Origin of the sequence: Ureibacillus chungkukjangi, assembly GCF_044795995.1 — a bacterium.
In the GTDB taxonomy this organism is placed as follows: Bacteria; Bacillota; Bacilli; order Bacillales_A; family Planococcaceae; genus Ureibacillus; species Ureibacillus chungkukjangi.
Genome location: NZ_CP085009.1, coordinates 3,284,240 through 3,310,568, shown reverse-complemented (window position 1 = coordinate 3,310,568; position 26,329 = coordinate 3,284,240). Strand labels below are relative to the sequence as shown.

Annotated in this window: 26 protein-coding genes and 1 riboswitch; of the genes, 15 read left to right on the top strand and 11 right to left on the bottom strand. The window is 36.6% G+C overall.

The window, feature by feature from the left end; all coding sequences use genetic code 11:
- The first annotated feature begins 57 nt into the window (after positions 1-57).
- Together LG296_RS16480 and LG296_RS16475 are read left to right on the top strand one after the other, a co-directional pair.
- Positions 58-1,230, top strand: a complete 1,173-nt coding sequence (locus LG296_RS16480; protein WP_107935246.1) for an exonuclease SbcCD subunit D — start codon at positions 58-60, stop codon at positions 1,228-1,230.
- Positions 1,227-4,304, top strand: a complete 3,078-nt coding sequence (locus LG296_RS16475; protein ID WP_107935245.1) for an AAA family ATPase — start codon at positions 1,227-1,229, stop codon at positions 4,302-4,304. Before LG296_RS16480 ends, LG296_RS16475 begins: the two co-directional genes overlap by 4 nt.
- Positions 4,305-4,320: 16 nt before the next feature.
- Here LG296_RS16475 and LG296_RS16470 read toward each other — a convergent pair whose 3' ends face one another.
- Both LG296_RS16470 and LG296_RS16465 read right to left on the bottom strand, forming a co-directional pair.
- A complete protein-coding gene (locus tag LG296_RS16470; protein WP_235867646.1) occupies positions 4,321-4,449 on the bottom strand; it encodes a hypothetical protein in 129 nt (42 codons plus the stop codon).
- A gap of 49 nt (positions 4,450-4,498) precedes the next feature.
- Positions 4,499-4,828 carry a DUF4870 domain-containing protein gene (locus LG296_RS16465; RefSeq protein ID WP_107935244.1) on the bottom strand — a complete coding sequence of 110 codons (330 nt, stop codon included), beginning with the start codon at positions 4,826-4,828 and terminating at the stop codon, positions 4,499-4,501.
- Positions 4,829-4,953: 125 nt separating this feature from the next.
- Positions 4,954-5,061: riboswitch (TPP riboswitch) on the top strand.
- Positions 5,062-5,184: 123 nt separating this feature from the next.
- On the opposite strand from LG296_RS16465, the gene thiT reads away from it, so the two are divergent.
- Together thiT and map are read left to right on the top strand one after the other, a co-directional pair.
- A complete protein-coding gene (gene thiT, locus LG296_RS16460; protein WP_107935243.1) occupies positions 5,185-5,742 on the top strand; it encodes an energy-coupled thiamine transporter ThiT in 558 nt (185 codons plus the stop codon).
- Between the two features lie 357 nt (positions 5,743-6,099).
- Complete coding sequence (gene map, locus LG296_RS16455; protein WP_107935242.1) at positions 6,100-6,852, top strand: type I methionyl aminopeptidase; 753 nt, start codon at positions 6,100-6,102, stop codon at positions 6,850-6,852.
- Positions 6,853-6,875: 23 nt separating this feature from the next.
- Here the strand turns inward: map and LG296_RS16450 are convergent, their stop codons facing one another.
- Positions 6,876-7,607: a hypothetical protein gene (locus tag LG296_RS16450; protein ID WP_107935241.1), complete on the bottom strand. Its 732-nt coding sequence runs from the start codon at positions 7,605-7,607 to the stop codon at positions 6,876-6,878.
- A gap of 112 nt (positions 7,608-7,719) precedes the next feature.
- On the opposite strand from LG296_RS16450, the gene LG296_RS16445 reads away from it, so the two are divergent.
- Together LG296_RS16445 and LG296_RS16440 are read left to right on the top strand one after the other, a co-directional pair.
- Positions 7,720-8,460 carry a polyphosphate kinase 2 family protein gene (locus LG296_RS16445; protein ID WP_107935240.1) on the top strand — a complete coding sequence of 247 codons (741 nt, stop codon included), beginning with the start codon at positions 7,720-7,722 and terminating at the stop codon, positions 8,458-8,460.
- 117 nt (positions 8,461-8,577) lie between these two features.
- Positions 8,578-9,174, top strand: coding sequence for a GNAT family N-acetyltransferase (locus LG296_RS16440; protein ID WP_181418049.1), 597 nt, complete (start codon positions 8,578-8,580; stop codon positions 9,172-9,174).
- A gap of 78 nt (positions 9,175-9,252) precedes the next feature.
- Here LG296_RS16440 and LG296_RS16435 read toward each other — a convergent pair whose 3' ends face one another.
- Together LG296_RS16435 and LG296_RS16430 are read right to left on the bottom strand one after the other, a co-directional pair.
- Positions 9,253-9,849: a carbonic anhydrase gene (locus tag LG296_RS16435; protein ID WP_107935239.1), complete on the bottom strand. Its 597-nt coding sequence runs from the start codon at positions 9,847-9,849 to the stop codon at positions 9,253-9,255.
- Positions 9,850-9,942: 93 nt separating this feature from the next.
- A complete protein-coding gene (locus tag LG296_RS16430) occupies positions 9,943-10,083 on the bottom strand; it encodes a hypothetical protein (protein WP_181418052.1) in 141 nt (46 codons plus the stop codon).
- A gap of 337 nt (positions 10,084-10,420) precedes the next feature.
- Here LG296_RS16430 and motA point away from each other — a divergent pair, with 337 nt between their 5' ends.
- The 4 genes from motA to LG296_RS16410 all read left to right on the top strand — a co-directional run bounded on the left by motA (position 10,421) and on the right by LG296_RS16410 (position 14,197).
- A complete protein-coding gene (motA, locus tag LG296_RS16425; protein ID WP_107935238.1) occupies positions 10,421-11,224 on the top strand; it encodes a flagellar motor stator protein MotA in 804 nt (267 codons plus the stop codon).
- Positions 11,208-11,975, top strand: coding sequence for a flagellar motor protein MotB (gene motB, locus LG296_RS16420; RefSeq protein WP_107935237.1), 768 nt, complete (start codon positions 11,208-11,210; stop codon positions 11,973-11,975). Before motA ends, motB begins: the two co-directional genes overlap by 17 nt.
- A 217-nt stretch (positions 11,976-12,192) precedes the next feature.
- The gene (locus LG296_RS16415) at positions 12,193-13,281 is read left to right on the top strand and encodes a carbohydrate kinase (RefSeq protein WP_107935236.1); all 1,089 of its coding nucleotides are present in this window, start codon (positions 12,193-12,195) and stop codon (positions 13,279-13,281) included.
- Position 13,282: 1 nt separating this feature from the next.
- Entirely contained in the window at positions 13,283-14,197 is a 915-nt protein-coding gene (locus tag LG296_RS16410; RefSeq protein WP_107935235.1) for a pseudouridine-5'-phosphate glycosidase, read from the top strand.
- An 81-nt stretch (positions 14,198-14,278) separates the two neighbouring features.
- Here LG296_RS16410 and LG296_RS16405 read toward each other — a convergent pair whose 3' ends face one another.
- Positions 14,279-14,500: a DUF1128 domain-containing protein gene (locus LG296_RS16405; protein ID WP_107935234.1), complete on the bottom strand. Its 222-nt coding sequence runs from the start codon at positions 14,498-14,500 to the stop codon at positions 14,279-14,281.
- A gap of 258 nt (positions 14,501-14,758) precedes the next feature.
- On the opposite strand from LG296_RS16405, the gene LG296_RS16400 reads away from it, so the two are divergent.
- Together LG296_RS16400 and LG296_RS16395 are read left to right on the top strand one after the other, a co-directional pair.
- On the top strand, positions 14,759-15,088 hold the full coding sequence (locus LG296_RS16400) for a recombination mediator protein UvsY (RefSeq protein ID WP_107935233.1): 330 nt from the start codon (positions 14,759-14,761) through the stop codon (positions 15,086-15,088).
- A gap of 28 nt (positions 15,089-15,116) precedes the next feature.
- Complete coding sequence (locus LG296_RS16395; protein WP_235867645.1) at positions 15,117-16,043, top strand: YihY/virulence factor BrkB family protein; 927 nt, start codon at positions 15,117-15,119, stop codon at positions 16,041-16,043.
- A gap of 111 nt (positions 16,044-16,154) precedes the next feature.
- Here the strand turns inward: LG296_RS16395 and LG296_RS16390 are convergent, their stop codons facing one another.
- The 3 genes from LG296_RS16390 to LG296_RS16380 form a co-directional block, all read right to left on the bottom strand.
- Positions 16,155-18,053, bottom strand: a complete 1,899-nt coding sequence (locus tag LG296_RS16390) for a heavy metal translocating P-type ATPase (RefSeq protein ID WP_107935232.1) — start codon at positions 18,051-18,053, stop codon at positions 16,155-16,157.
- Positions 18,054-18,330: 277 nt separating this feature from the next.
- On the bottom strand, positions 18,331-19,881 hold the full coding sequence (locus LG296_RS16385) for a fumarate hydratase (RefSeq protein ID WP_107935231.1): 1,551 nt from the start codon (positions 19,879-19,881) through the stop codon (positions 18,331-18,333).
- Positions 19,882-20,059: 178 nt separating this feature from the next.
- Positions 20,060-20,257 carry an SE1561 family protein gene (locus tag LG296_RS16380; protein ID WP_107935230.1) on the bottom strand — a complete coding sequence of 66 codons (198 nt, stop codon included), beginning with the start codon at positions 20,255-20,257 and terminating at the stop codon, positions 20,060-20,062.
- 414 nt (positions 20,258-20,671) lie between these two features.
- Between LG296_RS16380 and LG296_RS16375 the strand changes: the two genes are divergently transcribed.
- A complete protein-coding gene (locus tag LG296_RS16375) occupies positions 20,672-21,862 on the top strand; it encodes an MFS transporter (protein ID WP_107935229.1) in 1,191 nt (396 codons plus the stop codon).
- A gap of 97 nt (positions 21,863-21,959) precedes the next feature.
- Here LG296_RS16375 and nspC read toward each other — a convergent pair whose 3' ends face one another.
- Together nspC and LG296_RS16365 are read right to left on the bottom strand one after the other, a co-directional pair.
- Positions 21,960-23,102 (bottom strand): carboxynorspermidine decarboxylase, encoded by a 1,143-nt coding sequence (gene nspC, locus LG296_RS16370; protein ID WP_107935228.1) that lies wholly within the window; start codon positions 23,100-23,102, stop codon positions 21,960-21,962.
- On the bottom strand, positions 23,103-24,329 hold the full coding sequence (locus tag LG296_RS16365; RefSeq protein WP_107935227.1) for a saccharopine dehydrogenase family protein: 1,227 nt from the start codon (positions 24,327-24,329) through the stop codon (positions 23,103-23,105).
- Between the two features lie 498 nt (positions 24,330-24,827).
- Between LG296_RS16365 and LG296_RS16360 the strand changes: the two genes are divergently transcribed.
- Positions 24,828-25,205 (top strand): GntR family transcriptional regulator, encoded by a 378-nt coding sequence (locus LG296_RS16360; RefSeq protein WP_107935226.1) that lies wholly within the window; start codon positions 24,828-24,830, stop codon positions 25,203-25,205.
- Between the two features lie 13 nt (positions 25,206-25,218).
- Positions 25,219-26,310: a DUF1648 domain-containing protein gene (locus LG296_RS16355; protein ID WP_107935225.1), complete on the top strand. Its 1,092-nt coding sequence runs from the start codon at positions 25,219-25,221 to the stop codon at positions 26,308-26,310.
- The last annotated feature ends 19 nt before the right edge of the window (positions 26,311-26,329 follow it).

Below are 26,329 nucleotides of genomic sequence, written 5' to 3'. Positions count from 1 at the left end.
TTTTATCGAAAGATGGTATAATAGAAAAAAACATTTCAAATGGAGGACTGAGTGTAAATGAAACTATTTCATACCGCTGATTGGCATTTAGGGAAGCTTGTACAAGGTGTATATATGACGGACGACCAACGCTATGTATTGGAGCAATTTTTACAAGCCATTGATGAAGAACAACCAGATGCAGTCATTATTGCAGGGGATTTATATGACCGTGCACTTCCTCCAGTAGAAGCTGTTGATTTATTGGACGAGATATTAGCTGAAATTGTGTTAAAGAGAAAAGTACCCGTGTTAAGTATCGCAGGAAACCATGACAGCCCTACAAGACTCCAGTTTGGTAGTAAGCTAATGAAAGAAACAGGGCTGCACATTGCTGGAGAAATAACGAATCTAGAACCTATTATTCTAAATGATGAATTTGGAGAAGTGCATTTTCATTTAGTTCCCTTTGCTGAGCCATCAACGGTGAAAAGTATATATGAGGACAATTCTATTAATACACATGACGATGCAATGAAAAAGGTAATCGAAAAGATTGAAGAAAAAATGGACAAGTCTAAGCGACATGTCTTCGTTGGACACGCCTTTGTAACGCCATATGGTGAGAAACTCGATAATACAAGTGACTCGGAGCGTCCTTTAGCAATAGGGGGATCGGAATGTGTAAGTGCGGAATACTTTAACCCCTTCCATTACACTGCTCTTGGACATTTGCATAAGGCGCATTATGTGTTAAATGAAACAATCCGTTATTCAGGCTCGCCTTTAAAGTATTCCTCTTCTGAAGCAAACCATGAAAAGGGTTATCTAATTGTGGATTTAGACAAGGATGGACAAGTATCTATCGAAAAACGAAAATTTAATCCGCGAAGAGAGTTACGTATTGTCGAAGGCTCAATTCAAGAGATTTTGAGAACTCCTGTCAGCGAGGATTATGTTTTTGTACGGTTGACTGATTTAACTCCTGTTGTAGGGGCTATGGAGCAAATTCGAACAGTCTATCCAAACGCTATGCATGTAGAGCGTAAAGCACTACCAAGAGAAACATTTGAAGGTGAAACGGAAGCTGTTAGAAGAGAACAGCTTGACGATTTTAGCCTATTTAAGGCATTCCATAAGGAAATTTTGGGGCAAGAGCCAAGTGAAATTGCCGAGCAGCTGTTTGAAGAGGTATTACAAGAAATGCTAAGTGAAGAACGTGAAACAACGAAAGAGGTGGTAGTGAAATGAAGCCAATTAAACTAACGATGAAGGCTTTCGGGCCATATAAAAGTGAAGAAGTAATTGATTTCAATGAGCTAAAAGACAACCGCTTATTTGTGATTTCAGGTTCAACAGGAGCAGGAAAAACAACAATATTTGATGGCATCTGCTTTGCCTTATATGGTTTTGGTAGTGGACAAGACCGTAAAGAAACAAAAACGCTACGAAGCGATTTTGCAGAGGATGCAGTTCATACCGCAGTTGAACTACTGTTTGAAATCCATGGAAAGACCTACCGGGTTTTACGTCAGCTCTCTCATGTGAAGGAAGGTCGAAAAACAGCTACAGGAGAAAAGTACGAGCTGTTTGAAATTCAAGAGGACGGACAGGAATTGCCATCCGTTGAAAGACAAAGAGTAACAGATATTAACCAGAAAATTGAAGAGCTGATTGGGTTATCCTATGACCAATTCAATCAAATCGTCATGCTCCCACAAGGGGAATTTCGTAAGCTATTAACCTCTCAATCTGATAATAAAGAAGAGATTTTACGCAAAATTTTTAAAACAAATCGCTATGGTGAAATGACTCAAAAACTGGACGAGAAGAAACGAAAGGCAGAGACAGAATTAGATCGAGCACGTACGTTAAAAAATAGCTATATTTCTCAAATCGAGGGTGCTCTGCCAAAACGGGATTCTCTATTGTTTGCTGTTCTTGCACAAGAGTCAAATGTCTATCAAATTCAAGAGGCACTTGATGAAGAAGTTAAGTACTATAAAGTAAAAATAAAAGAAGACAAAAAGCTCTATGAAGAAGCAAAAAAGAAGCATGATGATCAACATAACAGATTTGTGCAAGATAAAGCTATCAATGACCGAATTGATAACTTCGAAAATAGAAAACAAAAGCTTCAAGAGCTAGAACAGCAAAAACCTACTTACGAACAGATGAAAAATGAGTATGAAGCTGCCATACGAGCAAGTAAAATTCAGCCTTTAAATCAACAGTGCCATGCTTTACACAAAGAAAAGGTAGAAAAGCAAAACCAATTAGCAAATGTTACGGAAAAATTAGAGCAGGCTAAAAAAGATTTGGAAAAGGCCAATAAAACATTTGAGGAAGAGTATACGAAAGAACAAGAACGTGAAAGTGCTTCCGAACACTTAAATAATCTTCAAAAATTATTACCTCGTTATGAACAAATCGAAGTATTAAGTAAAAGAGTTCAATCCTTGCAGGTGTCTGAAAAGGAAGCACGAAATTCTTTAGTTACGATCGAGCAGCAGCTGAATGTGGAAAAGGAAAAAGTTGTTCAGCTTAATCAACTAATCGAACAACTTGAAGAAAAGACAGAAAATTATAATGAGCTATTAGAACAACAAAGCTACTTAAAACAAGTGATTAATCTTTTCTCAAATTTTAATCAGTTAAAGCACGAATTACAGGGCTTACAGCTGAATGTAAATACTGTGGAGAAGGAATATCAGTCTGCAAAACAGATTTACGAGGTAGAAGAAGGAAAATGGCTAACGAATCAGGCATCGCGACTAGCAGCTAGTTTAGTTCCAGGCTCGCCTTGTCCGGTTTGTGGAAGTATTGAGCACGGGCAGATTAGTAGTCAGCATACAGAAATGGTTGATGAAACAACTATTAAAAAGCTAAAGGCAAATTTAGCAGAGGTTGAGCAAACGAAATATAGAGCTGAAGCGAAAATGAATAGCCAAATAGCGCAAGTCACACAGTGTGAACAAGAGCTTGAAAGATTAAATGCACCTATTGAGAAAGAACAGCAAATTATACACCAATTTAATGAGCTGAATTTAAAAATTGAGCAATTAAAAAATGATGAAGCAAAGCTAGTTTCCTATAAAAAAAATCTTAAACAATTGAAATCAGTGGTGGAGCAATTAGAAGGAAGACAAAAGCAGCTTGAGGCTAACCATTATCAAACGAAAGAACAGCTTTTAAAGGAAAGTACAGTTTTAACAGAACAACAAAAGGAAATTCCGAGTGAATTACAGCATATTTCACAATTACAAAAGGCAATTGCTGATGCACAGCTCCATAAGCAGACTCTATTTACTCAATGGGAAAGAGTACAAAAGCATTTACATGAAGTTGAGAAGTATGTTGCAACAACAGAAGAGGTGGTAAAACAAACAACACAGCAAATTACTGACCTAGAAGCAAAGCTAGTTCGTGCAAAAGATGAGTTTAAGCAATCGTTGGTAGATGCAGGCTTTGAAAACTACAAGCATTTTGAGTCATCTATTCGCGATGATTTCCAAGTCAATCATCTGCAAAATCAATATATGGAGTTTTCTAAGGCTCTTCATACAATTACAACGCAAGTACAACAAGATAGTGAAGAATTAGAAGGAAAAGAAAAAGTAGATTTAACACTTATTGAAGAGGCATTAAATGCGCTAAAGTTAGAATACGAAAATGCACTTCATATACTGAATCGCTCGGTACAATATGAAGGTCATGCCATTGATTTCTCTGAGAAGCTAGACCACGTAGCAGATAAAATCTATCAGCTTGAGGAGATTTCAAGTCAAATTATTGATTTACACAACCTATTACGCGGTCAAAATAGTAAGAAAATCTCCTTTGAACGCTATGTACAAATGGGGTATTTAGAGCAAATTACAGAGGCTGCCAATATCCGCTTGAAAAATCTATCAAATGGACAATACTATTTACAATGCTCAGATAGACAGGAATCTCATGGTCGCCAAAGCGGTTTAAGCCTAGATGTCTATGACACTTACACAGGGCAGTCACGTGATGTGAAATCATTATCTGGTGGGGAGAAATTTAACGCATCATTATGTCTAGCTTTAGGGATGGCTGATGTTATTCAAAGCTTCCAGGGTAATGTGAAAATCGATACGATGTTTATCGATGAAGGGTTCGGCTCATTAGATGAAGAATCACTAATGAAAGCAATTGATACACTGATCGATCTTCAGAAATCTGGGAGAATAATTGGTGTAATCTCTCACGTATCCGAATTGAAAGCAGCAATGCCTGCAATTTTACAGGTGGAAAAATTAAAAGAAGGCTATAGTAAAACTTCCTTCCTACTTAAGTAAAAAAACGGCGGAGACCTTAATAGTCTCTGCCGTTTATTCTATAGCCAGTCCTAGATGCTTTTTTCTTATCCATCGCTTTTTTAACGATTGGATAGACAATCGGTGCTACCTTCATAATTGTTTTAATGGTTTTTCCCAATTTCATAGAAATGCACTCCTTCATCTTTATATTAATAATACCCTTAGAAGTGACTTTAGAAACCTACTCTGAAAACTCGATAGGCCTGAACTAAATTCCATATGATAACGCCAATAGTGATGGCAAAGTAAATCCCCATCAAAACAAACATTTTCACAATGAATCCATTCATATTATCGTAATCCATAGAGAATACACCTATAAATCCAAAAAACACTAAAAGTAGCGAAAGGACAGTAGGAATGGAATGTGACAGCAATGCACGCTTTGCATGATACTTTACCCTTTTATCCTTAATGACGAAGTAAACGATAATTGGCAGCAAAAAAGGAGCGAACAATAGGCTAACATAACACAGTGCCGATATCATTTTATTATTTTCCATATTTCACCTCAAAAAAATTATATATGGAAGTGATTGACAACAAAAGGGATTCGTATTCATATTCTAGTTGAAAAAAACATATAGTTTGATACAATTAGTAATGTTCTAACAATTAAACAAAATTTATTTACCACAAGGGGAGCTGATGAAGTCAGCTGAGATTGTGCACTTATTGCACTAACTCTATGAACCTGTAAGTTAGTACTTGCGTAGGGATGTGGATAGAAACCGACTCCAAATGGCGTTTAGGCTCTGTCCTGATGCCATTTTTATTTTGGAGAAATCAAACCTTTGTATTTTACGATTTCTATCCTTCTCTTAGGTTCCACATTGGATAAGAAGAGAGGAGACTTGTTATGAACAATAAAAAACTATTAATGCTCGTTGAGATTGCAATATTTGCGGGCATCGGTCTAGTATTAGACCAAATTTCCTTTAGATTATGGCCACAAGGTGGTTCCATAAGCTTTGTAATGCTACCGATTCTGATTATGGCTATACGGTGGGGATTATTAGCCGGAATGACAACCGGTCTAATAATTGGGTTATTACAAATGACGTTCTTCCCGTTTATTGTACACTGGGTACAAGGGCTACTAGATTACTTAGTAGCATTCACAGTTGTCGGATTAGCTGGTGTATTCCGTAAACAAATTTTACAAGCAGCCAAGGATATCAATAAGAAAAGTATAGCTTGGTATATTACATTAGGAATAGTAGCGGGTGGCTTATTACGTTACGCAGCTCATGCTCTTGCTGGTGCAGTCTTCTTCAGCGAGTACGCAGGCGACCAAAATGTATGGCTTTACACACTAATCTACAACGGCACATACATGATCCCAGCAATCATCCTTACTGCAATAGTAGGTATACTCATCTTCACAGCAGCACCACGACTATTACAAACGAAATAAAGTACAAAGACGACCAGCGAGTTTTTTTGGTCGTCTTTTTTAATTGGATTAGATGGCTGAACTGCATCGTGAAGTGAAAATGAGAGAGTGGTGCATTTCATAAAGAGAATGAAACGCATTACGAAGAATTATAAGCACAAAACACGTTTCATACGCATATTAAAATGCATTCCTAATCCCTAGTTCCCTAGAGCTACTTATTCATCCCACAAACTTCGCACGTGTCACTCAATTCACATTTCATCAAATTCTTTGTTATTAAAAAAGCCCCCTTCACCAAGTTTACATGCCCAATAAATTGTTAGGATTGTGGTATATTATATAGAGATATGTAAATAGGAAGAAGGAACATTTCAAATGATAGTACAAACTAAAGAAGAGCTAGAAGCATTAAAAAAGATTGGGCGCATCTGTGCTGAAATCCGCGATGCTATGAGAGCTGCGACAAAACCTGGTATTACTACAAAGGAATTAGACGAAATCGGTGGCCATATGTTTGAAGAAGCGGGTGCAATTTCGGGGCCAAAAGGGGAATATGACTTCCCAGGCTATACTTGTATCAGTGTAAACCACGAAGTAGCCCACGGGATTCCAGGCTCTCGAGTGATTAATGAAGGCGACATTGTTAATATTGATGTATCGGGCTCATTGGATGGATACTTTGCTGATACAGGAATTTCTTTTGTTGTCGGTGATGGATATCCTGAAAAAGAAAAACTTTGTAATGTTGCAAAGTCAGCATTTGACCGTGCTATGACAAAGGTTAAAGCTGGTTCGAAGCTAAACCAAATTGGTAAAGCAGTTGAACGCGAAGCAAAAGACAATGGGTTAACGGTAATTATGAACCTGACTGGACATGGCGTTGGGCGTGCTCTACACGAAAAACCAGACCATGTTTTAAACTATTTTGATGCTTGGGATACAACAATTTTGAAAGAGGGAATGGTATTGGCAGTAGAGCCGTTCATTTCAGCAAAAGCAGAGCATATTGTAGAAGCTGGAGACGGTTGGACATTTATTACTCCAGATCAATCACTTGTTGCGCAAATTGAACATACAATTGTTGTAACAAAAGACAAACCAATTCTTCTTACACAAATTGAAGACTAAAAAAAGAATCCTGGCACTTGAAGCTATTTCAAGTGTTCAGGATTCTTTTTAATTAGGAAAACACCTACTATCATCACACCAGCCAAGAATAATGCTGCTGTTGTTACTAATAGCTCATCAAATCCATTTTGTACGGCAATTCCTATATAGCACCATACAAAAACGATTGGGTAGGCGACGTCAAAGTGATGATATCTTAAATGGAGTGCAATAGCCGTTCCAACAGTCATCACGATAACCGCCCAAAGTGCATTGCTAATTCCAAAGCCAGACCATTGATAGTCCACTAAAAGGTAGCAACAATGTAAAATCAATAAGAAGGTTGACCAACTAAAGTAAATGGAAATGGGTATTCTTAATGTAAACCATTCTTTTTTCAATGGATACGAAAAATAAAGTCCGAATAACATAATAACCTGTATCAGTAAAATCACAGTTGATAAAACAAAGTATTCACTATGCCAGCTCCAAAGAGAGCCAATATGAATAAACACTATGACAATGAACAATATCGTTTGTAATTTCGTTATAAAGAGATCAGTCCGTTGTAACTTGATATAGTTATAAATCCAAAGGAAAAGAAATATGAAAATAATAATCCATATGTAGTAAACATAATTTGCGGGTGCAAATAATAACGGCAAACGATTTATGATTTCAATAGTTGAATGCCCGTTTAATTGTAGCCAAAATGCATTGATTGTAAAGAGTGTGGCTACAATGACCGAAGTAAATAATAATATTAGGCGACTCATTCATTCCGCTCCCTTCTATAAAATTATATACATTAACAAAGCTTTGAACAACATTTTCCAATAACATAACTTATTATAAAATATTTAAATAAGACGATTAGGAGTGTTAGTCATGAAAAGATTAGAAGCGCTAGACTTAGAATTAGCTATCGGTAAAAAAGAATACAAAAAGGAATTAGAAAAGCTTCAATATGAAATGTTAAATATTCAACAATTTCTCTTTAATAATAAAATAGGGCTAATAATTGCCTTCGAAGGCATGGATGCTGCCGGCAAAGGTGGAGCTATTAAAAGACTAACACAAAATCTTGATCCGCGCGGGGTTCTAGTACATCCCATTTCGGCACCAAAGCCTCATGAAAAAAGATACCACTACTTACATCGATTTTGGCGTAAATTACCTCAATATGGCCAAATCGGAATATTCGATCGTTCATGGTACGGCAGAGTCTTAGTAGAAAGAATTGAGGGGTTTGCAAATAACGAGGAATGGGAAAGGGCCTATGATGAAATTATTCATTTTGAAAAGACGTTAACTGATGATCAATACATTGTCTTAAAGTTTTGGATTCATATCGATAAAGATCAACAATTAGCCCGTTTCAAAGAACGTCAAACCAATCCGATGAAAGCATGGAAGCTAACAGATGAAGACTGGCGTAATCGGGAAAAGTTTGATGAGTATGTAGCTTGTGCAAACGAAATGTTCGAAAAAACGGATAACATAAATGCGCCATGGGTTTTAATTTCAGGAAATAATAAGCAATATGCTCGCATAAATGTATTAAAGGAAACAATTAGTCGCGTAAAGGCAATAGCGGAACAAAGAGGACTAACAATTCCCTTTTATTAAATTTAAAAGAAGGATTTAACAAAAACAGCTTGAATTAAAGAAATAGATGATGTGCAAAATAATGGAAGCGTGATTAACTGTAAGATACTTCAAGAAAGGCTTGAGGGTACTTTTGTCATGGTGAAAAAGTTTTTTAATTTATTACATAAAAAGGGTGATAAGTTGGTAAAGATTGAGGGGGATCGCTTATTATTACGGACCTTTGTGGAGTCGGATGCTAAAAGCTTGGCTGAGCTCATGAGGAGAAATAAATTTTTTTGGTCCGTTCATGAGCCGCTTCATGAAGAAGAATTCTACACGGAAGAGGCACAATTTAAAAAAATATTAGAAAGTATCCATTTATTACGTGCAAATCGTGAATTTTCTTTTGGAATCTATCCTAAAGGAAGCAATGTATTGATTGGACATATTTCCTTGTATGCTATTAAAAGGCTTCCATACAACAGTGCCTTTATCGGTTATTCGATCGATGAACGATACACAAGAAAGGGTATTGCGACTGAGGCGGTAAATGAAGTGATTAAGTTTGCATTTCGACATGTGAAATTGCATCGAATCGAAGCCTATGTATCACCTAAGAACGAGGGATCCATCAAAGTACTGGAAAAAGCCCACTTTGTACGAGAAGGTCTATTAAGGGAGCTTTTGTACATCAATGGAAGCTGGGAAGATCATTATCTATACTCTTTACTTCAAGATGATTTTAGAAAATAGAATGGGGCTATCCTAAAAATGCAATTGGCTTGCAGCTAATGTATTTATGTAGGATAGCCCTCTTTATATTTTAAGATTTTAAACTTCAGCTTGCACGCCTTTTTCTGCTAAATAGGCATTGCCATCTTCTAGTAAATCCAATTTACCTGTGTTGGGGTCAATGACAAGTCCGTGGACAGGTGTCATTTTTGGCATTAGAGGATGATTGCGAATAATATCGACACTCTTAATAACACTTGTCGATACATCACCAAAGCCACGAAGCCATTCATCCAAATCGATACCAGAATATTTTACAGTATTAATGATATCTTCACTGATACCACGTTCAAGCATACTAGAGAGCATTACCTCTGGGTCAATAGCACTCATGCCACAATCATGATGGCCAATTACATAAACTTCATCAGCTTTTAATGCATATACAGCAACTAACAAGCTACGCATAATCGCTCCGAAAGGATGGCTGACCTGTGCTCCTGCGCTTTTTACAATTTTCACATCACCATTTCTCATGTTCATGGCTTTTGGAAGCAATTCAACTAGACGAGTATCCATACAAGTTAAAATAACTGACTTTTTGTCAGGGTATTTGGATGTGATGTAAGGCTCGTACTGTTTAAATTTAACAAAAGAATCATTAAAGCTAAGAATTTCATTTAAAGAAGATCCCATTATTCTACAACTCCTATTCATCATTCATACAAAATATATTATATACGAAAAAAGTCAGCAAAACTCATTTGAGAGTTTTACTGACTTAATATTTTAGAATTTTTCAGTTGGTTTTGAATCAATTCTTACTGAAGATTTAGAATCTAATCCAACGCGTAAATAGTGAATGAACATTGCCATAGCGATCATTAACACAACGAAAAAGCCAGTTACAGTTGAAATAAACATACCCATGTTGAAAGACTCCCTTCTTAATTAACACTTGTGTCTTGAAACTTATTATACTATATATCTTTTATGAATTGTATCGTTGTACGAAAAAATATGTTGGCAATTTCATGAAGGTTTATGAAGGAATAACCTATTCAAAAAAATACTGAGAAGACTTCATAATATATAGAAATGATATTAAATGCTACCTAATAAAAACATCATTGTGATTAAAGCTAGCAAAAAGTTTGTAGATATTTTGAAATATTTTTAACTTGTTTTAATCATTCTGTCATATGACTGTAAAAAAAATAGATTTTTTGTCGAAAAAAAGAATAGTAGAAGATTTGGAGGAACATATATGGATATATCAACGTTAGTCGGAGTCATACTCGGAATTATTGCTGTATTTGTCGGAATGGTTGTAAAAGGTGCAAGCTTAAGTGTTTTAATTAACCCTGCTGCCTTTTTAATTATTATTGTAGGGACAATAGCTTCAGTTTCAGTTGCATTTCCAATGAGTGAGTTAAAAAGAGTACCGAAGCTATTTAAAATCCTTTTTAAAGAACAAAAGCTTACAAGTGAAGTTGAAATCATAAAAATGTTTTCAAGTTGGGCAGATTTAGCTCGCCGTGAAGGTTTGTTAGCGCTAGAAAGTAAAGCGAGTGAAGTGGAAGATCCATTTTTAAAAAATGGGTTAACATTAGCAATCGACGGTCAAAATGCTGATTATATTCGCGATGTACTGACAGAAGAAGTAGAAGCACTTGAAGAAAGACATGCAAGTGGCGCACAGATTTTCTCACAAGCAGGTACTTATGCTCCTACATTAGGGGTTCTTGGTGCCGTTGTAGGTTTAATGGCTGCGTTAGGGGATATGAACGATATCGATAAATTAGGACATGCCATTACAGGTGCATTCGTTGCCACATTACTTGGTATCTTTACTGGGTATGTACTATGGAATCCATTTGCCAATAAGTTAAAACGTAAATCTGCAGTTGAAGTAAAACAAAAAACATTAATGATCGAAGGGATTTTATCTGTATTAGAAGGTGAAGCACCTCGAGTTATAGAACAAAAACTAGCATCTTACTTACCGACGGAGGAACGCCGTAAAATCACAGACGAAAGCGGGGCGGGTGATAATGGCAAAGAAAGCTAAAAAGAAAAAGCATGATGAGCATGTTGATGAATCATGGCTTTTACCTTATTCGGACTTAATGACCCTGCTCTTAGCTCTGTTTATAGTACTCTTTGCTTCAAGTTCGATTGACCAAGAGAAGCTCAATAAGATGTCCAATGTTTTTAATGAGATTTTAGATGGTGGTTCTGGCATTATGGATCATACCTCTGTGGTAGAAAAACCTGATACCGTTGTAGATGGAATATCTGCAGAGGAGGCCGCATACCTTCAAGATCAAAGAGAGCTACAGGAAATTCAAGAGCAATTAGATAATTTTATCGCAGTTAATGAATTAGAGAGTACATTCGCTACTAAAATGACCGATGCAGGGTTATTAATAACAATCCGAGATAGTATTTTATTTGATCCGGGTAAAGCTGATGTAAAGCAAGATTATGTGACAATTGCTGATGAATTATCAACAATTCTACAATTAGACCCTGCAAGACATATTGTTGTTACCGGACATACAGATAACGTTCCACAAAACACAGCTGAGTTTAGCTCAAACTGGGAATTATCCGTAATGCGTGCGGTTAACCTGATGAAGTTGATTATTGATAGTAATCCCGCGCTAGATCCAAAATATTTCAGTGCGAAGGGCTACGGTGAGTTTAACCCGATAGCATCAAACGAAACTGCAGGTGGTCGAGCACAAAATCGCCGTGTTGAAGTACTTATTCAACAATTAGTACAAGAAGACGGTAGTAAAGTTCCTGAACTAAATTAATTTAAACGAAAACTCGGAAGCCATTATGCTTTCGGGTTTTTTTGATGAATAAGAAAGAAAATTTTTCCTATCCACATAAGTGCAACTAACTAAAGGATAATTGCTAAAAGGCTTAGTCCCTAGCCCAATTTTCTAATTAAATTATTTTCCTTTGACTAAGCGCGAACAAAAGTTTATAATTTGAAACAAATGTTTATTAATCGAGGTGGAATGTGGATTGAATGAAAAAGAGCAGCTAGTTCTCCAAGCTATCAAGAACAATCCTTTTTTATCCCAACAGGAAATGGCTGAGGCACTAAATATGTCACGCCCAACTCTTGCTAATATAATTTCTGGCCTTATTAAAAAAGGGAAGATCGTCGGTCGTGCCTATGTGTTGCCTGAAAGAAATGCTATTTTTGCTATCGGAGGAGCCAATGTTGACCGAAAGTTCTATATTGATGGACATGTACAATATGGAACCTCTAATCCCTCAAGGGTTACTGAAAGTGTAGGTGGAGTTGCAAGAAATATAGCTGAAAATTTAGGGCGCTTTGGAAATGAAGTAAAGCTAATTACCTTAATGGGTCAGGATCAGGGTGCTAAATATATCGACAAAGAAAGTCAGGGCTATATAAATCTTGACTATGCCGAGATATTACCGAATGTAAAGACAGGCTCGTATAGTGCAGTATTGGATCAAAATGGCGAATTAATACTGGCAATGGCAGATATGACAATCTATGATTCCTTGCAGCCATCAATCTTAAAAAAACACGAAGCAATTTTAAGTAATGCGAAATGTATTATTGTCGACCTAAACTGTCCAAAAGAAACTGTACAATATCTACAAAGCCTTGTAAGCGTAAGAAATATTCCTTTTGCAATTATTCCTGTATCAGCACCTAAAATTAAAAATATGCCAGATGATTTAATCGGAGTAACTTATTTTATTTGTAATCAAGACGAAGCTGAGGCGTATCTCAATATTCGAATTCTGAACGACCACGATTATTCAAATGCTGTCAAAATGCTCTTAGAAAAAGGGGCAAGCAATGTTATTTTAACCTTGGGCGACCAAGGAGCTATGGTTGGCAACATGGAAGGTGTCTTTTATTTGAAAGCGGAAAAGGTAAAGGACATTATTGATGTAACAGGTGCTGGAGATGCTTTTGTTGGTGGATTTATACATGGTATTTTAAATGACGAATCCTTTATGAGCGCCGTGAAATTTGGTCACTTGAATGCAACGAAAACCTTACAGTCAGATAAAACAGTTAGACAAAATATTACAACAGATGAATTAAACTATTGGAGGAACAACTAACATGGAAAAATACTTATCTTATTCACATGAAGTGCTAGAAGCAAAGGAAAAGGGGCTACCGATTGTAGCGTTAGAGTCTACAATAATCTCACACGGGATGCCTTACCCACAAAATGTACAAACAGCTAGAGAAGTGGAACAAATTATTCGTGACAATGGTGCCGTACCAGCAACTATTGCAATTATCGATGGCAAAATTAAAATCGGTTTAACGGATGAAGAGCTTGAAATGTTCGGTAATGCAGACAATGTAGCCAAAACTTCTCGCCGGGACCTTGGTTATTTAGTAGCTACAAAAAAACTTGGAGCTACAACTGTAGCAGCAACTATGATTGCGGCTGAGCTTGCTGGAATCGAACTATTTGTAACTGGCGGTATTGGTGGAGTGCATAGAGGTGCCGAAGAAACAATGGATATATCTGCGGACTTAGAGGAGCTTTCTCAAACGAATGTAGCAGTTGTATGTGCAGGGGCAAAATCGATTCTGGATATTGGGTTAACTCTAGAATACTTAGAAACAAAAGGGGTTCCAGTAGTGGGATTTGAAACAGATATGTTGCCAGCATTTTATACACGTGAAAGTGAATTCTCAGTAAGCTTCCGTGTAGATTCGGCTAAAGAAGTAGCTGATATGATGCGAGCTAAATGGGATTTAGGATTACAAGGTGGAGCTGTGATTGCTAATCCAATACCAGTAGAAGATGCACTAGAAGTAAGCTTCATAAACGGAATTATTGAAAAAGCATTAGTTGAAGCTGAAGAAAAGGGCATTAAAGGAAAAGACGTAACGCCATTCCTACTAGGTAAAGTTAAAGAATTAACAGAAGGAAAATCTTTAGAAGCAAATATCGCTCTTGTTAAAAACAATGCAAAGGTTGGTGCAGCTATCGCTGTTGCACTAAACGAAAATAAATAGTCTTGTATATAAAAGAAGTTTCCAACGCCAAGAAGACATGAGTCTAGCGTTGGAAACTTTTTTACTATAATGGCAATAAGCTTATTTTCTTAATGTACCAAGTTCGGATACAATAGCCTGCATTTCACTTGGACTGAATGTGTTGCGTTTCATAACCATTTCGTAAAGATACAATATATCTTCATAATGCTCATCTGTGAAATGTTCTGATTTCATAGCGTCAACATTTACCATACGTAGTTTTTCTTTAATTTGCTCGATCATATAAAAAACATTTTCTTTTGATGGTTTAGTCAAATCCATTTTGTCCCCACCTTTCAAAGTATCCTTTTAATCATTCCACTCAATGCCCTTCTTTGTCAATAACATTTGTCACTCAGTTCATGTTTCCAATTTTGCATTAAAGGATACTTACTAAATGAACCCTAATTTGCACGCTGGTAAAACACAATCACGAGGCTAAATTTCTTGGCGATATCTATGCTTTCTAATAAAATGATAGGGTAAAGAAAAAATTACCAGTTTGATTATTGTTTTAACTTTAGACAGGAGGTAAATATGATGAGTGAAAGTAAATTATTTAAAGCAATTGCAATTGGTGCAATTGCTGGTGCTGTTATTAGTATGTTTGACCGCAAAACGAGAGAACATACAATAGAAGCAACGAAAAAGGTGAAGGAAAGGGTTGTATATTACGCAAACAATCGTGAAGAGCTTCAGCAAATTATTGATCAAAAAGTAGAAGCAGCACAAAAAATATATGTGAATGCCTCAGAAAATATTAATACAATTGTAAGTAAAATTGAAGAAGTTAAAGAAATTCCAGACAGTGTTCAAACTATAGTAAAAGAGACAAAGAGTGAACTAAACAAACCTGAGCATTTGAACTAAAAGTGAAACAAGGGGGAGTGGGAAAGCTTTGAAGGAAGAGAAGAAAAAACAAAATAATGGAGTAGTAGCATCAGTTAAATCCTTTTTTGACCCAGACGAGTCCAAAATAGATATAACAACAGGAAAAGGGTTTATACAAGATTTATTTGTACGTATGCGAGATGTTGATATATCAGGTATGGGAGCGCAATTAGCGTACTTCTTCTTATTATCATTTTTTCCTTTATTAATTTTTATTGTGACATTATTACCTTATTTAGATTTAGATGTGGATTATGTATTTGATTTCCTTCAAACGGTAGTTCCGTCAGAAGTGTTCTTATTAACACAGGGTACGCTAACAGAAATTTTAACGACGCATAGTGGTGGTGGACTATTATCTGTCGGGGTGTTAGGGACAATCTGGTCGGCATCAAGAGGGGTTAATGCACTAATCAAAACATTAAACGGTGCTTATGAAACTGAGCCGAAATCAGGGTTAATTAATCGATCATTGTCATTAGTCTTTACTATTGCATTAGTTGTCATTATTATAATTGCCTTAGTCATTCCTATTTTAGGAGAGCATTTTGCTTATTCACTGTTTAACTATCTAGGGGTAGAGGAAACCTTCAAGGACTTTTGGCAGCTTGTCCGTTGGATTATTCCACCAGTCTTAATATTCTTGGTGTTAAATTTAATCTATTGGATAATCCCAAATACAGACCCACGACTACGTATTATTAGTGTACTTCCTGGTGCACTATTTTCTTCAATAGCATGGGTTACACTAATATATGGTTTTTCATATTACGTTAATAATTTCGGAAACTATGCTTCAACCTATGGAAGTATCGCAGGGGTAATCATTCTTATGCTATGGCTCTATTTTACAGGTATGATTCTCATATTTGGTGGTCTCCTAAATGCGACCATGCATAAAAGAAGCTTAGTTAAGAAGGGGTATAAGGAATAAATTGAAAAGAGCTTTTGCTACTATAGAGCAAAAGCTCTTTTTACGATTGTCGCTAAAGCCTTATAGCGTAAAAAGGAGGTGTCTCATGACTGGTGAGACACCTCCTTAACCTTATGACTTAAGCATTCTTAGCCCATTAAGAATAACTAGAATGGTGCTTCCTTCATGTCCAATTACACCAAAGGGTAGATCGACGATTTGCAGGAAGTTTGAAATGATTAATAGGGCAATGACAGCAATGGAGAAAATAATATTTTGTTTAACGATTCTTTGCATTTTTTTAGATAAAGATACTGCGTAAGCAATTTTGGATAAATCATTTTTCATTAATACAACATCAGCAGTTTCTAAAGCGACATCTGTACCGCCACCCATGGCAATCCCAACAGTTGCTGTAGCAAGTGCCGGTGCATCGTTAATGCCGTCTCCGACCATGCCTACATTTTTGTATTTAATAAAGTAGTCTTTAATATGATTTACTTTCGTTTCAGGTAAGCATTCAGCAATATACTCATTTACACCTGCTTCAGAGGCGATAGTTTTTGCTGTTTTTTCGTTATCACCAGTAAGCATAGTCACTTGAATCCCAAGGTCCTTTAATAGCTTCACAGCGTGTTTAGCCTCATCACGCACTGTATCCTTCATGGCTACCAAGGCTGCAATTCCTTCTTCGTCCTTTAAGAATATTACCGTTTTTCCTTCTGCGGCCAAATTTTCCGCTGCATAATTAGCAAATTGTGCAGCCTCAGCTTTTCCCACGAAATCAGGTTTACCAACCAGGTAAGTAGAATTTTGAATATTGGCTTTTAAACCCCATCCTGGAACGTCTTCTATTTCAATTCCCTGAGTTGGCTGGATGTCTTGCTCTTTTGCATATTTAGCGATTGCTTGTGCCAACGGATGATTTGATTGAGATTCGATAGAAGCCAGGGTTGCAATTGTTTCTCTTTCATTTAATGAATCTCTTACAATTACATCAGTCACTACAGGAGTACCAACAGTAAGAGTACCTGTTTTATCAACAGCTAACAATTTTAAAACACTTAAATGCTCTAAATGCACGCCACCTTTAAAGAGAATTCCGTTTTTAGCGCCATTTGATATAGTCGCTAGAGTTGCCGGCATTATTGAAGCTACCAAAGCACATGGAGATGCTACTACTAACAATACCATTGCTCTGTAAAAGGTTGTAGTCCAGTCCCATCCAAGTAAATAGTGGGGAATAAATAGCATTAAAAGTACTGTTAATAGAACAAATTTTACGTAAGTCCCCTCGAAGCGTTCAATGAATTGCTGAGAAGGGGATTTTTCACTTTGTGCTGATTGGACAAGGGTAATAATTTTCTGGAAAAGAGTTTCTGAATTTGGTTTGGTCATGTTGACTGTTAAAGTACCGTTTAAATTTACAGTCCCAGCATAGACATCTTCCCCTGAACCCTTTGTAACAGGCATAGATTCTCCGCTGATTGCAGATTCATCAATTGAAGAGGTGCCTTTAAGAATTTGACCATCTACAGGGACTCTTTCACCGGGCTTAATTAATAAATGATCGCCTACTTTTAAGGATGTAACAGCTACCTTGATTGGCTCAAATCCACCTCGAACAAGCCAAGCTTCTTCTGGCTGTAAATTCATTAAGGCAGAGATTTCACGATGACTTTTATTCATGGCATAGGTTTCAAGAGCACCACTTAGTGCAAAGATAAAGATAAGGATAGCACCCTCTGTCCAGTAACCAATAATAGCTGAACCGATAGCTGCTAGTATCATCAATAATTCAACGTTTAAATTTTTGTTTTGGATAGTATCTAAAATACCTTCCTTTGCTTTTGCGTAACCACCAATTACAAAGGCACTTAGATAGGCAATAACTGAAGCTGTCGATAAACCAGTTGATTCCATTCGCCACGCAAGTAATATTATGAGGCCTGATGCAATAGCTGCAATCAGCTCACCATGTTCTTTAATTTTCTCAATTAGATATTCGCTTTCTCGATTAGATTGTTTCATACTGGCCTCCTTTTGATAATGAATATCACTATCAAAATAGTAATAAATATCGACTTGATAATTGTTATCAATTAGCTTATAAATTCTAAATAATAATTATTAATTTATAATCATTATAATATAGAGTGTTAGAATTGTAAATGCACTACAATTCTAAATATGTAAAAGGAGAATAAAGTGTTACTAAATAGGAGGGCACTAGTGCCTATATGATGAATAACAAAAAACCCCCTGTAAGAATCAATGATCCATACAGGGGGTTGGTGCACAAAGTTAATTAGAAAACACGTTCAGCGAATTGGGAAAGCTTCTCTAATGATGATTTCTCAACATCAGCGTGTAAAGAGTTGCCGTGTGAATCCATTGTTACAACAGCTGTGAAGCCTTCAACATTTAAATGCCACATTGCTTCTGGAATACCGAACTCTTGTAAATCAACACCATCTACACTCTTAATACAATCAGCATAGTATTGTGCAGCTCCACCGATTGCGTTTAAGTAAACGCCGCCGTGATCTTTAAGTGCAGCAAGAGTTTTTGGACCCATACCGCCTTTACCGATGACAGCACGAATACCGAATTTTTTCATGATATCGCCTTGGTATGGCTCCTCACGAATAGAAGTAGTTGGTCCAGCAGCTTTTACTGTCCAATTGCCTTCTTCGTCTTTTGCCATAACAGGACCACAGTGATAGATAACTTGTCCATTTAAATCTACTGGAGCATCATGGCTCATTAAGTGATGGTGGATTGCGTCACGGCCAGTGTACATACGACCGTTGATTTTAACAACGTCACCAACTTTAAGTTCGCGAATTTGCTCTTCAGTAATAGGAGCAGTCAGTTCAACCACTTTGCTTTCTGATTGTACTTCTGTTTTTGGCTCGTCACGGAAAGTGATTTTTTCACCATCTTGGTAATGCCAGTTTGTGATTTCACCTGAATTCACGTCAATGTCGATAGCCATACGACGGTAAGCCCAACAGTTATAAGCGACAGAAACGTAGAATGAAGCAGGGATACGGTGCATAACGCCAATTTTACAGCCTAGTAAAGTTGCTTCACCGCCGAAGCCCATAGTACCGATACCGAATGTATTCGCTTTCTCAACGATGTACTCTTCTAATTTCGCAAGGTCTTCATTTGGATTTACATCATCAACGTGACGGAATAATTGCTCTTTCGCAAGATCATAGCCTGAAGAACGATCTCCACCAATACCTACACCGATGAAGCCAGCAGAACAGCCTTGTCCTTGAGACTGCCATACAGAGTGTAAAATACATTTACGGATACCATCTAAGTCACGACCAGCACGACCAAGACCTTCTAATTCGCAAGGTAAGCTGTATTGGATATTTTTGTTTTCGCAGCCGCCACCTTTAAGGATTAACTTAACTTCGATATAGTCTTTTTCCCATTGCTCAAACTTCACAACTGGAAGACCATCGCCTAGGTTATCGCCACTGTTTTTCCCAGTTAAAGAATCAACTGAGTTTGGACGTAATTTTGCATCCTGTGTTGCTTGTACTATTGCATTTTTAATAGCAGCCTTAATTTCTAGTTGGTTTACGCCAACTGGAGTTTTTACTTTGAAGGTTGGTAGACCAGTATCTTGACAGATTGGTGATACATTGTCTTCAGCCATTACGATATTGTTAGCAATTGTGTCTAAACTCATAGCTGCACGAGTGCCAGCGTTTTCAGCATCTTTTGCTTTTTTAATTGCACGACGAACATCTTTTGGTAAGTTCGTTGAAGTTTCGCTTACTAAGTCATATAGACTTTTCTCTAGTGTTTGTAAATAAGAAGTAGCAACTTGAGACATGGATATTCCCCCCAGAATATTTTATTTTCCATCACTTATTATACCTTTTTAATTTCATGAAAAAAAGAGTCATAGAAATATATCAAATAAATAAAAGCTTTTTAAAATAGCGTGGGGGGGAGGCATTGAAAAAAGAGATGTCTCCAACTGAAAAATTGGAGACATCTCTTTGGGAATTTTATTCTTTTGTTAGGTCGTCGCGGCCTTTAAATTGGTCCATTTTGTCTTCTACATCATCAAGCATCTGAATCAGTTTGTCGATATCTTCAACATCAGCAGTTTCTGGATCAATTGCATCTAAAACTTCAACAAAAATTTGAAGGCGTTCTTTTAAGTAATTCACTTGTTTGTTTTTATCTGTAATAGAGTTCGACATTATTACACCTCTTTCGTCATGACCATCATAGCGAATTTATAAATAGAGTTCAAATAATATGTGAAAATAGAGGTGTGAAGACAAAGGAATAATTTTAGAAAAAATATATTTTTTGAATATTTACAAAATTGAAATAATATGATAAATTGAATATATCAAATCGAAGGGAGATGGTCGAAAAGATGATACTCACTCTACAAAAAAGAAGGAGGGAGTTTAAACAAGTTTTCGGCTGTCAGGTAAAGCCGTAATAATGTTTATGCAATTACAAATGGAGGAAATCGAAGTGTAAACCCTAGCGTCCAACTATTGTTGAATGCTAGGGTTTTTAATATGCGAAATATTAAAGCTATTTTAATAATGATATGTTAATATATACGGTATTATCGATATGTTTAAGGTTGGAGGACATATATGTTATCAGCAAATCATTATGAACGGCGAAGGTTTTGGACGTTAATCATCATTGTATCGATTTCAGGCTTTTCGCAAGGGATGTTATTACCGGTTATATCAGTTATTTTTGAAACAGATGGCGTATCCTCTACGTTAAACGGCTTAAATGCGACTGGGCTATACATAGGAACTTTATTGATCTCTCCATTTATCGAACAGCCTTTAAGAAGGTTCGGTTATAAACCGATTATTATTGTCGGGGGAGCTATTGTTTTTCTATCATTGTTAATGTTTCCGTTTTGGGAAAATATTATGTTTTGGTTTATTTTACGCTTGCTAATTGGAATAGGAGATCACTGTCTACACTTTTCTACCCAAACCTGGTTAACTACATCTGCACCAGAAGGGAATCTTGGGAAAAGTATGTCCATCTACGGTTTGTCATTTGGCGTAGGGTTTGCAGCGGGTCCATTGATGTTAAATTTAGTAGGCATTTCAGAAACACTGCCGTTTGTTGTTTCATCTATACTTTGTTTAATAGCTTGGTCGTTTGTGTTCTTTATTCGTAATGAAAAGCCAGAAGCTTTAAAAGGGGATAACGTGGAAGCAAATGGTCTTTCACGCTATAAAATGTCATTCAAATACGCCTGGGTCGCTTTCTTGCCGTCCTTTGTTTATGGTGTATTAGAAACCTCTTTAAATGCATTATTTCCAGTTTACGCTCTTCGTATGGACTTTAAAGATTCAATGATTTCTATGATTTTAGCCGCCTTCTCGATAGGGGCAATTATAACTCAGATACCAATTGGAATAATTGGTGATAAAATTGGAAGAAGAAAAGTTATCTTAATAGGGATTTTCAGTGGGGCAGTGCTTTTCGCGCTAGGAAGCCAGCTGGAGCATTCTCAAGTGTGGGTTCTTTGTATTTTCTTAGTATCAGGTATGTTCCTCGGGTCATTGTTCTCATTAGGCATTACCTATATGGCAGATTTAACACCAAAAGAATTACTCCCTACAGGTAACCTGCTATGTGGAATATTCTTTAGTCTAGGCAGCTTAACAGGTCCATTTATAGGTGGACTTTACTTAGAACTAGTAGACTCTATCAGCTTTTTACTGTTTATTGCCATAATGCTATTTTTGATATATCTCATCATTCTCCTATTCGGGAAACTAACACTACCCAAATCCACACCAAGTGCAGAATAACTAAAAAAGCTTTGCAGGGAAAAAGTCTCCTGCAAAGCTTTTGTTTTAAGTTCAATTATCAGAATTGTTTCTGAATTGTTTGTGTACCTGGTACACACTAAGACAATCTGTTTCGGTAGTCTTCGTAGCCGAATTGGCGGATTACTTTTACGCCTTCTTCTTCGTTGTATAGACAGATGCTTGGTAGGTTGACACCGTTGAACATATGGTTTTTTACCATTGTGTAGTGTGCCATATCTGTAAATACGATTTTGTCTCCAGCTTTTAGAGGCTGATCGAATGAATAGTCACCGATAACGTCTCCAGCTAGACACGTCATACCGCCTAGACGATATGTGTATGGCTTATCATTTGGTGTACTTGCACCGATAATCTGTGGTCGGTAAGGCATTTCTAATACGTCTGGCATATGACATGTTGCAGATGTATCTAGAATAGCAATCTCCATACCATTTTTCACAATATCCAGTACAGTAGTTACTAAGTACCCGGTATTTAAAGCGATTGCTTCACCTGGCTCCAAAATAACCTTTACATCGTACTTGTCTTGCATGTAGTTAATCAATGAAACAAGCTTCTCTACGTCGTAATCCTCACGAGTAACATGATGACCACCACCGAAGTTAATCCATTTCATTTGGTGTAGGTACTTGCCGTATTTTTCTTCAAAGTGAACTAAAATACGTTCAAGAACATCTGAACCTTGCTCACACATTGCGTGGAAGTGAATACCTTCAACACCCTCAAGCTCATCAGGACGGAATGAATCCACAGGAATTCCTAAGCGAGAATTGATGTAGCATGGGTCATATAAAGGTGTTTCTACTTCTGAATAACCAGGGTTAACACGTAATCCAATAGAAACATGCTTCCCTTCAACACTTTGTACTTTCTCTTTGTACTTGTGTAATTGGTCAAAAGAGTTGAATACAATATGATCCACATACTTTAAATACTCATCAATTTCATGCTCTGCATATGCAGGTGCATAAGCGTGAACCTCTTTACCGAATTCCTCGTAGCCAAGGCGTGCCTCAAATAAAGAACTTGATGTAATTCCTTTTAGGTAATTACGCGCCATAGGGAATGTCGAGAACATTGAGAACCCTTTAAGGGCAAGTAAGATATCACAGCCTGTGCGATCTTGAACAGACTTTAAAATTTCAAAATTACGTAATAGCAAACGCTCGTCCACTACATAACTAGGAGACGGAGCTGCTTTCCAATCGATTGCTTTCATTTACTTTGCCTCTTTTTCGTCAAAGTTAAGATCAATCAGTTCAGGATTAAAGCTTTCTTGCCATGGAAGACCCCATTTATTTAAAGCTTCCATGAATGGATCTGGATTGAACTCTTCTACATTATATACGCCTGGTTTTTGCCAAGTGCCGTTCATTACAAGCATTGCACCGATCATAGCTGGTACACCTGTTGTGTATGAAATTGCTTGAGAGCCAACTTCACGGTAGCACTCTTCATGGTCACACACGTTATATACATAGTAAGTTTTCTCTTCGCCATCTTTAATACCACGAGCGATGATCCCGATATTTGTTTTACCTTTTGTACGTGGTCCTAAAGAAGCTGGATCTGGTAATACTGCTTTTAGGAATTGTAGTGGTTGAATCATTTGACCTTCGTATTCGATAGGTTCAATTGAAGTCATTCCTACATTTTCAAGTACGTTTAAGTGTGTGATATATTTTTGTGAGAAAGTCATCCAGAAACGAATTTGTTTAATTCCTGTAATGTTTTTCGCTAAAGATTCTAATTCTTCATGGTATAGAAGGTACATATCTTTAGGACCTATCTCTGGGAAGTTATAAACTTCTTTATGCTCAAGTGGTGCTGTTTCTACCCACTCGCCGTCTTTCCAGTAACGTCCGTTTGCTGTAATTTCACGGATGTTGATTTCTGGGTTGAAATTTGTAGCGAACGGATACCCGTGATCACCAGCGTTTGCATCTAAGATATCGATGTAATGAATTTCATCGAAATAATGCTTTAATGCATATGCAGAGAATACGCCTGTTACACCTGGGTCAAATCCACTACCTAAAAGAGCTGTTAAACCAGCTTTTTCGAATTTCTCTTTGTAAGCCCATTGCCATTTATATTCAAACTTAGCTGTTTCAGGTGGCTCATAGTTAGCAGTATCAACGTAATGCACACCTGTAGCTAAACATGCATCCATAATTGTTAAGTCTTGATATGGTAAAGCTACGTTAATTACCACATCTGGTTTAAATCCATTGATTAATTCAATTAGCTCGTCTGTATTATCCGCATCCACTTGCGCAGTATGGATAATCGTTTTTCCACCGTCTAATTTTTCTTTTAAAGCATCACACTTAGATTTTGTTCGACTTGCGATCATAATCTCTTCGAATACTTCTGAGTTTTGTACACATTTGTGTACGACAACGCTAGCAACACCGCCAGCACCAATAATCAATGCTTTACCCAATTCTTTATAACCCCCTAAAATTTAAGCCTGTACGCTTAGTTTCTAACTGAGCGCGGCATCATAATAAATTACTTGTGTCAGGGCAAGTAACCATTCTACATTCTACAGTAAAAAACACGGAAGAACCTAGTGAAACAAACCTGAGCTATCAACTTTAGCACTAAACTAAAGTTGAACAATAAGACAGATTATACAGAAATATTTTTTCTGTAGCAATCATTTTTCGACAAAAAATGTGTTAATTCTAGCAAATGTTATCCGTAGTAAAAATCATAACTAATTCTTGAACTATTTAAATAGGAAAAGAAAAGAATTATCTGAACAATTTACGTATTCCCATTTGCTTTTAGGGTAAACAAAAATGCAGAAATTATTAACATGTTTTTTTGAGAACATAAAAATAAATCAATTTTGTTCTACCATTTATAGAACAAAGGTGTTATATTGATTGTATAACAGTTTTGTTCTAATATATGTAGAACAGATTGGAGGGATTTTGTGATTATTCATATTGAGGCCGAATCAGATATACCAATCTATACACAACTTACAAATCAAATCATTGAAGGTATTGCACGGGGAGAAATAGCTCCTGGCGATTCGTTGCCTTCAGTTAGAGCCTTTGCAGCAGATCTTGGCGTTAATATGCATACGGTCAATAAAAGCTATCATGAGCTAGAGAAAAAAGGGATTATCAAAATTGTTCCGAAATCAGGCGCAATAATCTCATCCATAGAGCAAATGACAGAAGAGAAAAAACAGCTGATTGAGGCTGGTTTTAAACCAGTAATTGCTGAAGCATTCGTATTAGGTATGAGCAAAAAAGAAATAGAGGAATTAGTGAGTGGTATGTTAAATCAAATGAAAGAAAGGTAAAGGGGGAAGAAGTATGTCGTTTATAATATTTTTCATTATTACGCTATTTATCGCAGTGATACAGACAGCGATTCCGTACTTAGTGAATCGAACGGTTGTTTTCGGTGTTATGGTACCGGAGCAATATATTGAGGACAAAACAATCAAAAAATATAAAAAGTATTATTCCTTAAGTGTGGCATTGTTATCGATTGTCATTTTAGTCTCCTATCTTGTATGGGTATTAAGCAATGAGCGCTTAGACAATCAGGTTGCTTTGACTGGTGCCGTTATTGAATTTGCGTTAATTTTTATAAGTATCACATTCTATTTGTATTATCATGCGAAAACAAAACAGCTAAAGCAGCAAAACAACTGGGCTGAGAATTTAAAACCTATGAAAGTAACGGATTTGTCAATTCGCAGTCAGGATGAAATGTTGCCTTGGTATTTATATTTACTGCCGATTATTTCGACAATTGGTTTAATGATTTACACTTTGATGAATTATGATATCCTTCCAAATCAAATTCCTACTCATTGGGGACCGAGTGGGGAGGCTGACGCATTTACAGATAAAACTTCATTCTCAGCGATCAAACTGTCACTGGGCTTGTTAATGATGCAATTAATGTTTTTGGGAATCCATATAGCAACAAAGAAATCAGGAATCAAGCTGAGTGCTACTTCTCTAGAATCATCACGTAATCGCCAATTATCTTTAAGAAAATATTCAAGCTGGCTGTTATTTGTTGTGTTGTTGGGAATAACGATGTTAATGAGCTATTTCCAGCTAATGACGATTCATCCGGAAATTGGTGAAGGGTTTGTAAAACTGATAATTCCATTTTCTTTTCTTATTTTAGTATTAATAGGAACACTTATCTTTGCCATAAAAGTAGGGCGTTCCGATAAAGTGATGGAGACTACAGTAGAAGCTAAAATTATGGATTTAGACGAAGATAAATATTGGAAGGGTGGACTCTTCTACTTCAATAAAAATGATCCTTCTATTTTTGTTGAAAAGCGTTTTGGTGTTGGTTGGACACTGAATTTTGCCAATCCGATCGGGCTTGTAATTATCTTAGTACCACTGACTGTTTTTTTAGTCATTTCATTTTTGTAAATGAAAAAACCTATCATTA

Excerpts from the sequence above, each read along its gene's own strand:
- LG296_RS16355 (WP_107935225.1), top strand. The coding sequence starts at position 25,219 with ATGTCGTTTATAATATTTTTCATTATTACGCTATTTATCGCAGTGATA.
- LG296_RS16405 (WP_107935234.1), bottom strand. The coding sequence starts at position 14,500 with ATGGATTTGACTAAACCATCAAAAGAAAATGTTTTTTATATGATCGAG.
- LG296_RS16435 (WP_107935239.1), bottom strand. The coding sequence starts at position 9,849 with ATGGGATCTTCTTTAAATGAAATTCTTAGCTTTAATGATTCTTTTGTT.
- LG296_RS16470 (WP_235867646.1), bottom strand. The coding sequence starts at position 4,449 with ATGAAATTGGGAAAAACCATTAAAACAATTATGAAGGTAGCACCGATT.
- thiT (WP_107935243.1), top strand. The coding sequence starts at position 5,185 with ATGAACAATAAAAAACTATTAATGCTCGTTGAGATTGCAATATTTGCG.
- LG296_RS16450 (WP_107935241.1), bottom strand. The coding sequence starts at position 7,607 with ATGAGTCGCCTAATATTATTATTTACTTCGGTCATTGTAGCCACACTC.
- motA (WP_107935238.1), top strand. The coding sequence starts at position 10,421 with ATGGATATATCAACGTTAGTCGGAGTCATACTCGGAATTATTGCTGTA.
- LG296_RS16375 (WP_107935229.1), top strand. The coding sequence starts at position 20,672 with ATGTTATCAGCAAATCATTATGAACGGCGAAGGTTTTGGACGTTAATC.
- LG296_RS16445 (WP_107935240.1), top strand. The coding sequence starts at position 7,720 with ATGAAAAGATTAGAAGCGCTAGACTTAGAATTAGCTATCGGTAAAAAA.
- LG296_RS16480 (WP_107935246.1), top strand. The coding sequence starts at position 58 with ATGAAACTATTTCATACCGCTGATTGGCATTTAGGGAAGCTTGTACAA.
- motB (WP_107935237.1), top strand. The coding sequence starts at position 11,208 with ATGGCAAAGAAAGCTAAAAAGAAAAAGCATGATGAGCATGTTGATGAA.
- LG296_RS16440 (WP_181418049.1), top strand. The coding sequence starts at position 8,578 with ATGGTGAAAAAGTTTTTTAATTTATTACATAAAAAGGGTGATAAGTTG.
- LG296_RS16465 (WP_107935244.1), bottom strand. The coding sequence starts at position 4,828 with ATGGAAAATAATAAAATGATATCGGCACTGTGTTATGTTAGCCTATTG.
- LG296_RS16410 (WP_107935235.1), top strand. The coding sequence starts at position 13,283 with ATGGAAAAATACTTATCTTATTCACATGAAGTGCTAGAAGCAAAGGAA.
- LG296_RS16430 (WP_181418052.1), bottom strand. The coding sequence starts at position 10,083 with ATGGGTATGTTTATTTCAACTGTAACTGGCTTTTTCGTTGTGTTAATG.
- LG296_RS16475 (WP_107935245.1), top strand. The coding sequence starts at position 1,227 with ATGAAGCCAATTAAACTAACGATGAAGGCTTTCGGGCCATATAAAAGT.
- LG296_RS16380 (WP_107935230.1), bottom strand. The coding sequence starts at position 20,257 with ATGTCGAACTCTATTACAGATAAAAACAAACAAGTGAATTACTTAAAA.
- LG296_RS16385 (WP_107935231.1), bottom strand. The coding sequence starts at position 19,881 with ATGTCTCAAGTTGCTACTTCTTATTTACAAACACTAGAGAAAAGTCTA.
- LG296_RS16400 (WP_107935233.1), top strand. The coding sequence starts at position 14,759 with ATGAGTGAAAGTAAATTATTTAAAGCAATTGCAATTGGTGCAATTGCT.
- nspC (WP_107935228.1), bottom strand. The coding sequence starts at position 23,102 with ATGAAAGCAATCGATTGGAAAGCAGCTCCGTCTCCTAGTTATGTAGTG.
- LG296_RS16390 (WP_107935232.1), bottom strand. The coding sequence starts at position 18,053 with ATGAAACAATCTAATCGAGAAAGCGAATATCTAATTGAGAAAATTAAA.
- map (WP_107935242.1), top strand. The coding sequence starts at position 6,100 with ATGATAGTACAAACTAAAGAAGAGCTAGAAGCATTAAAAAAGATTGGG.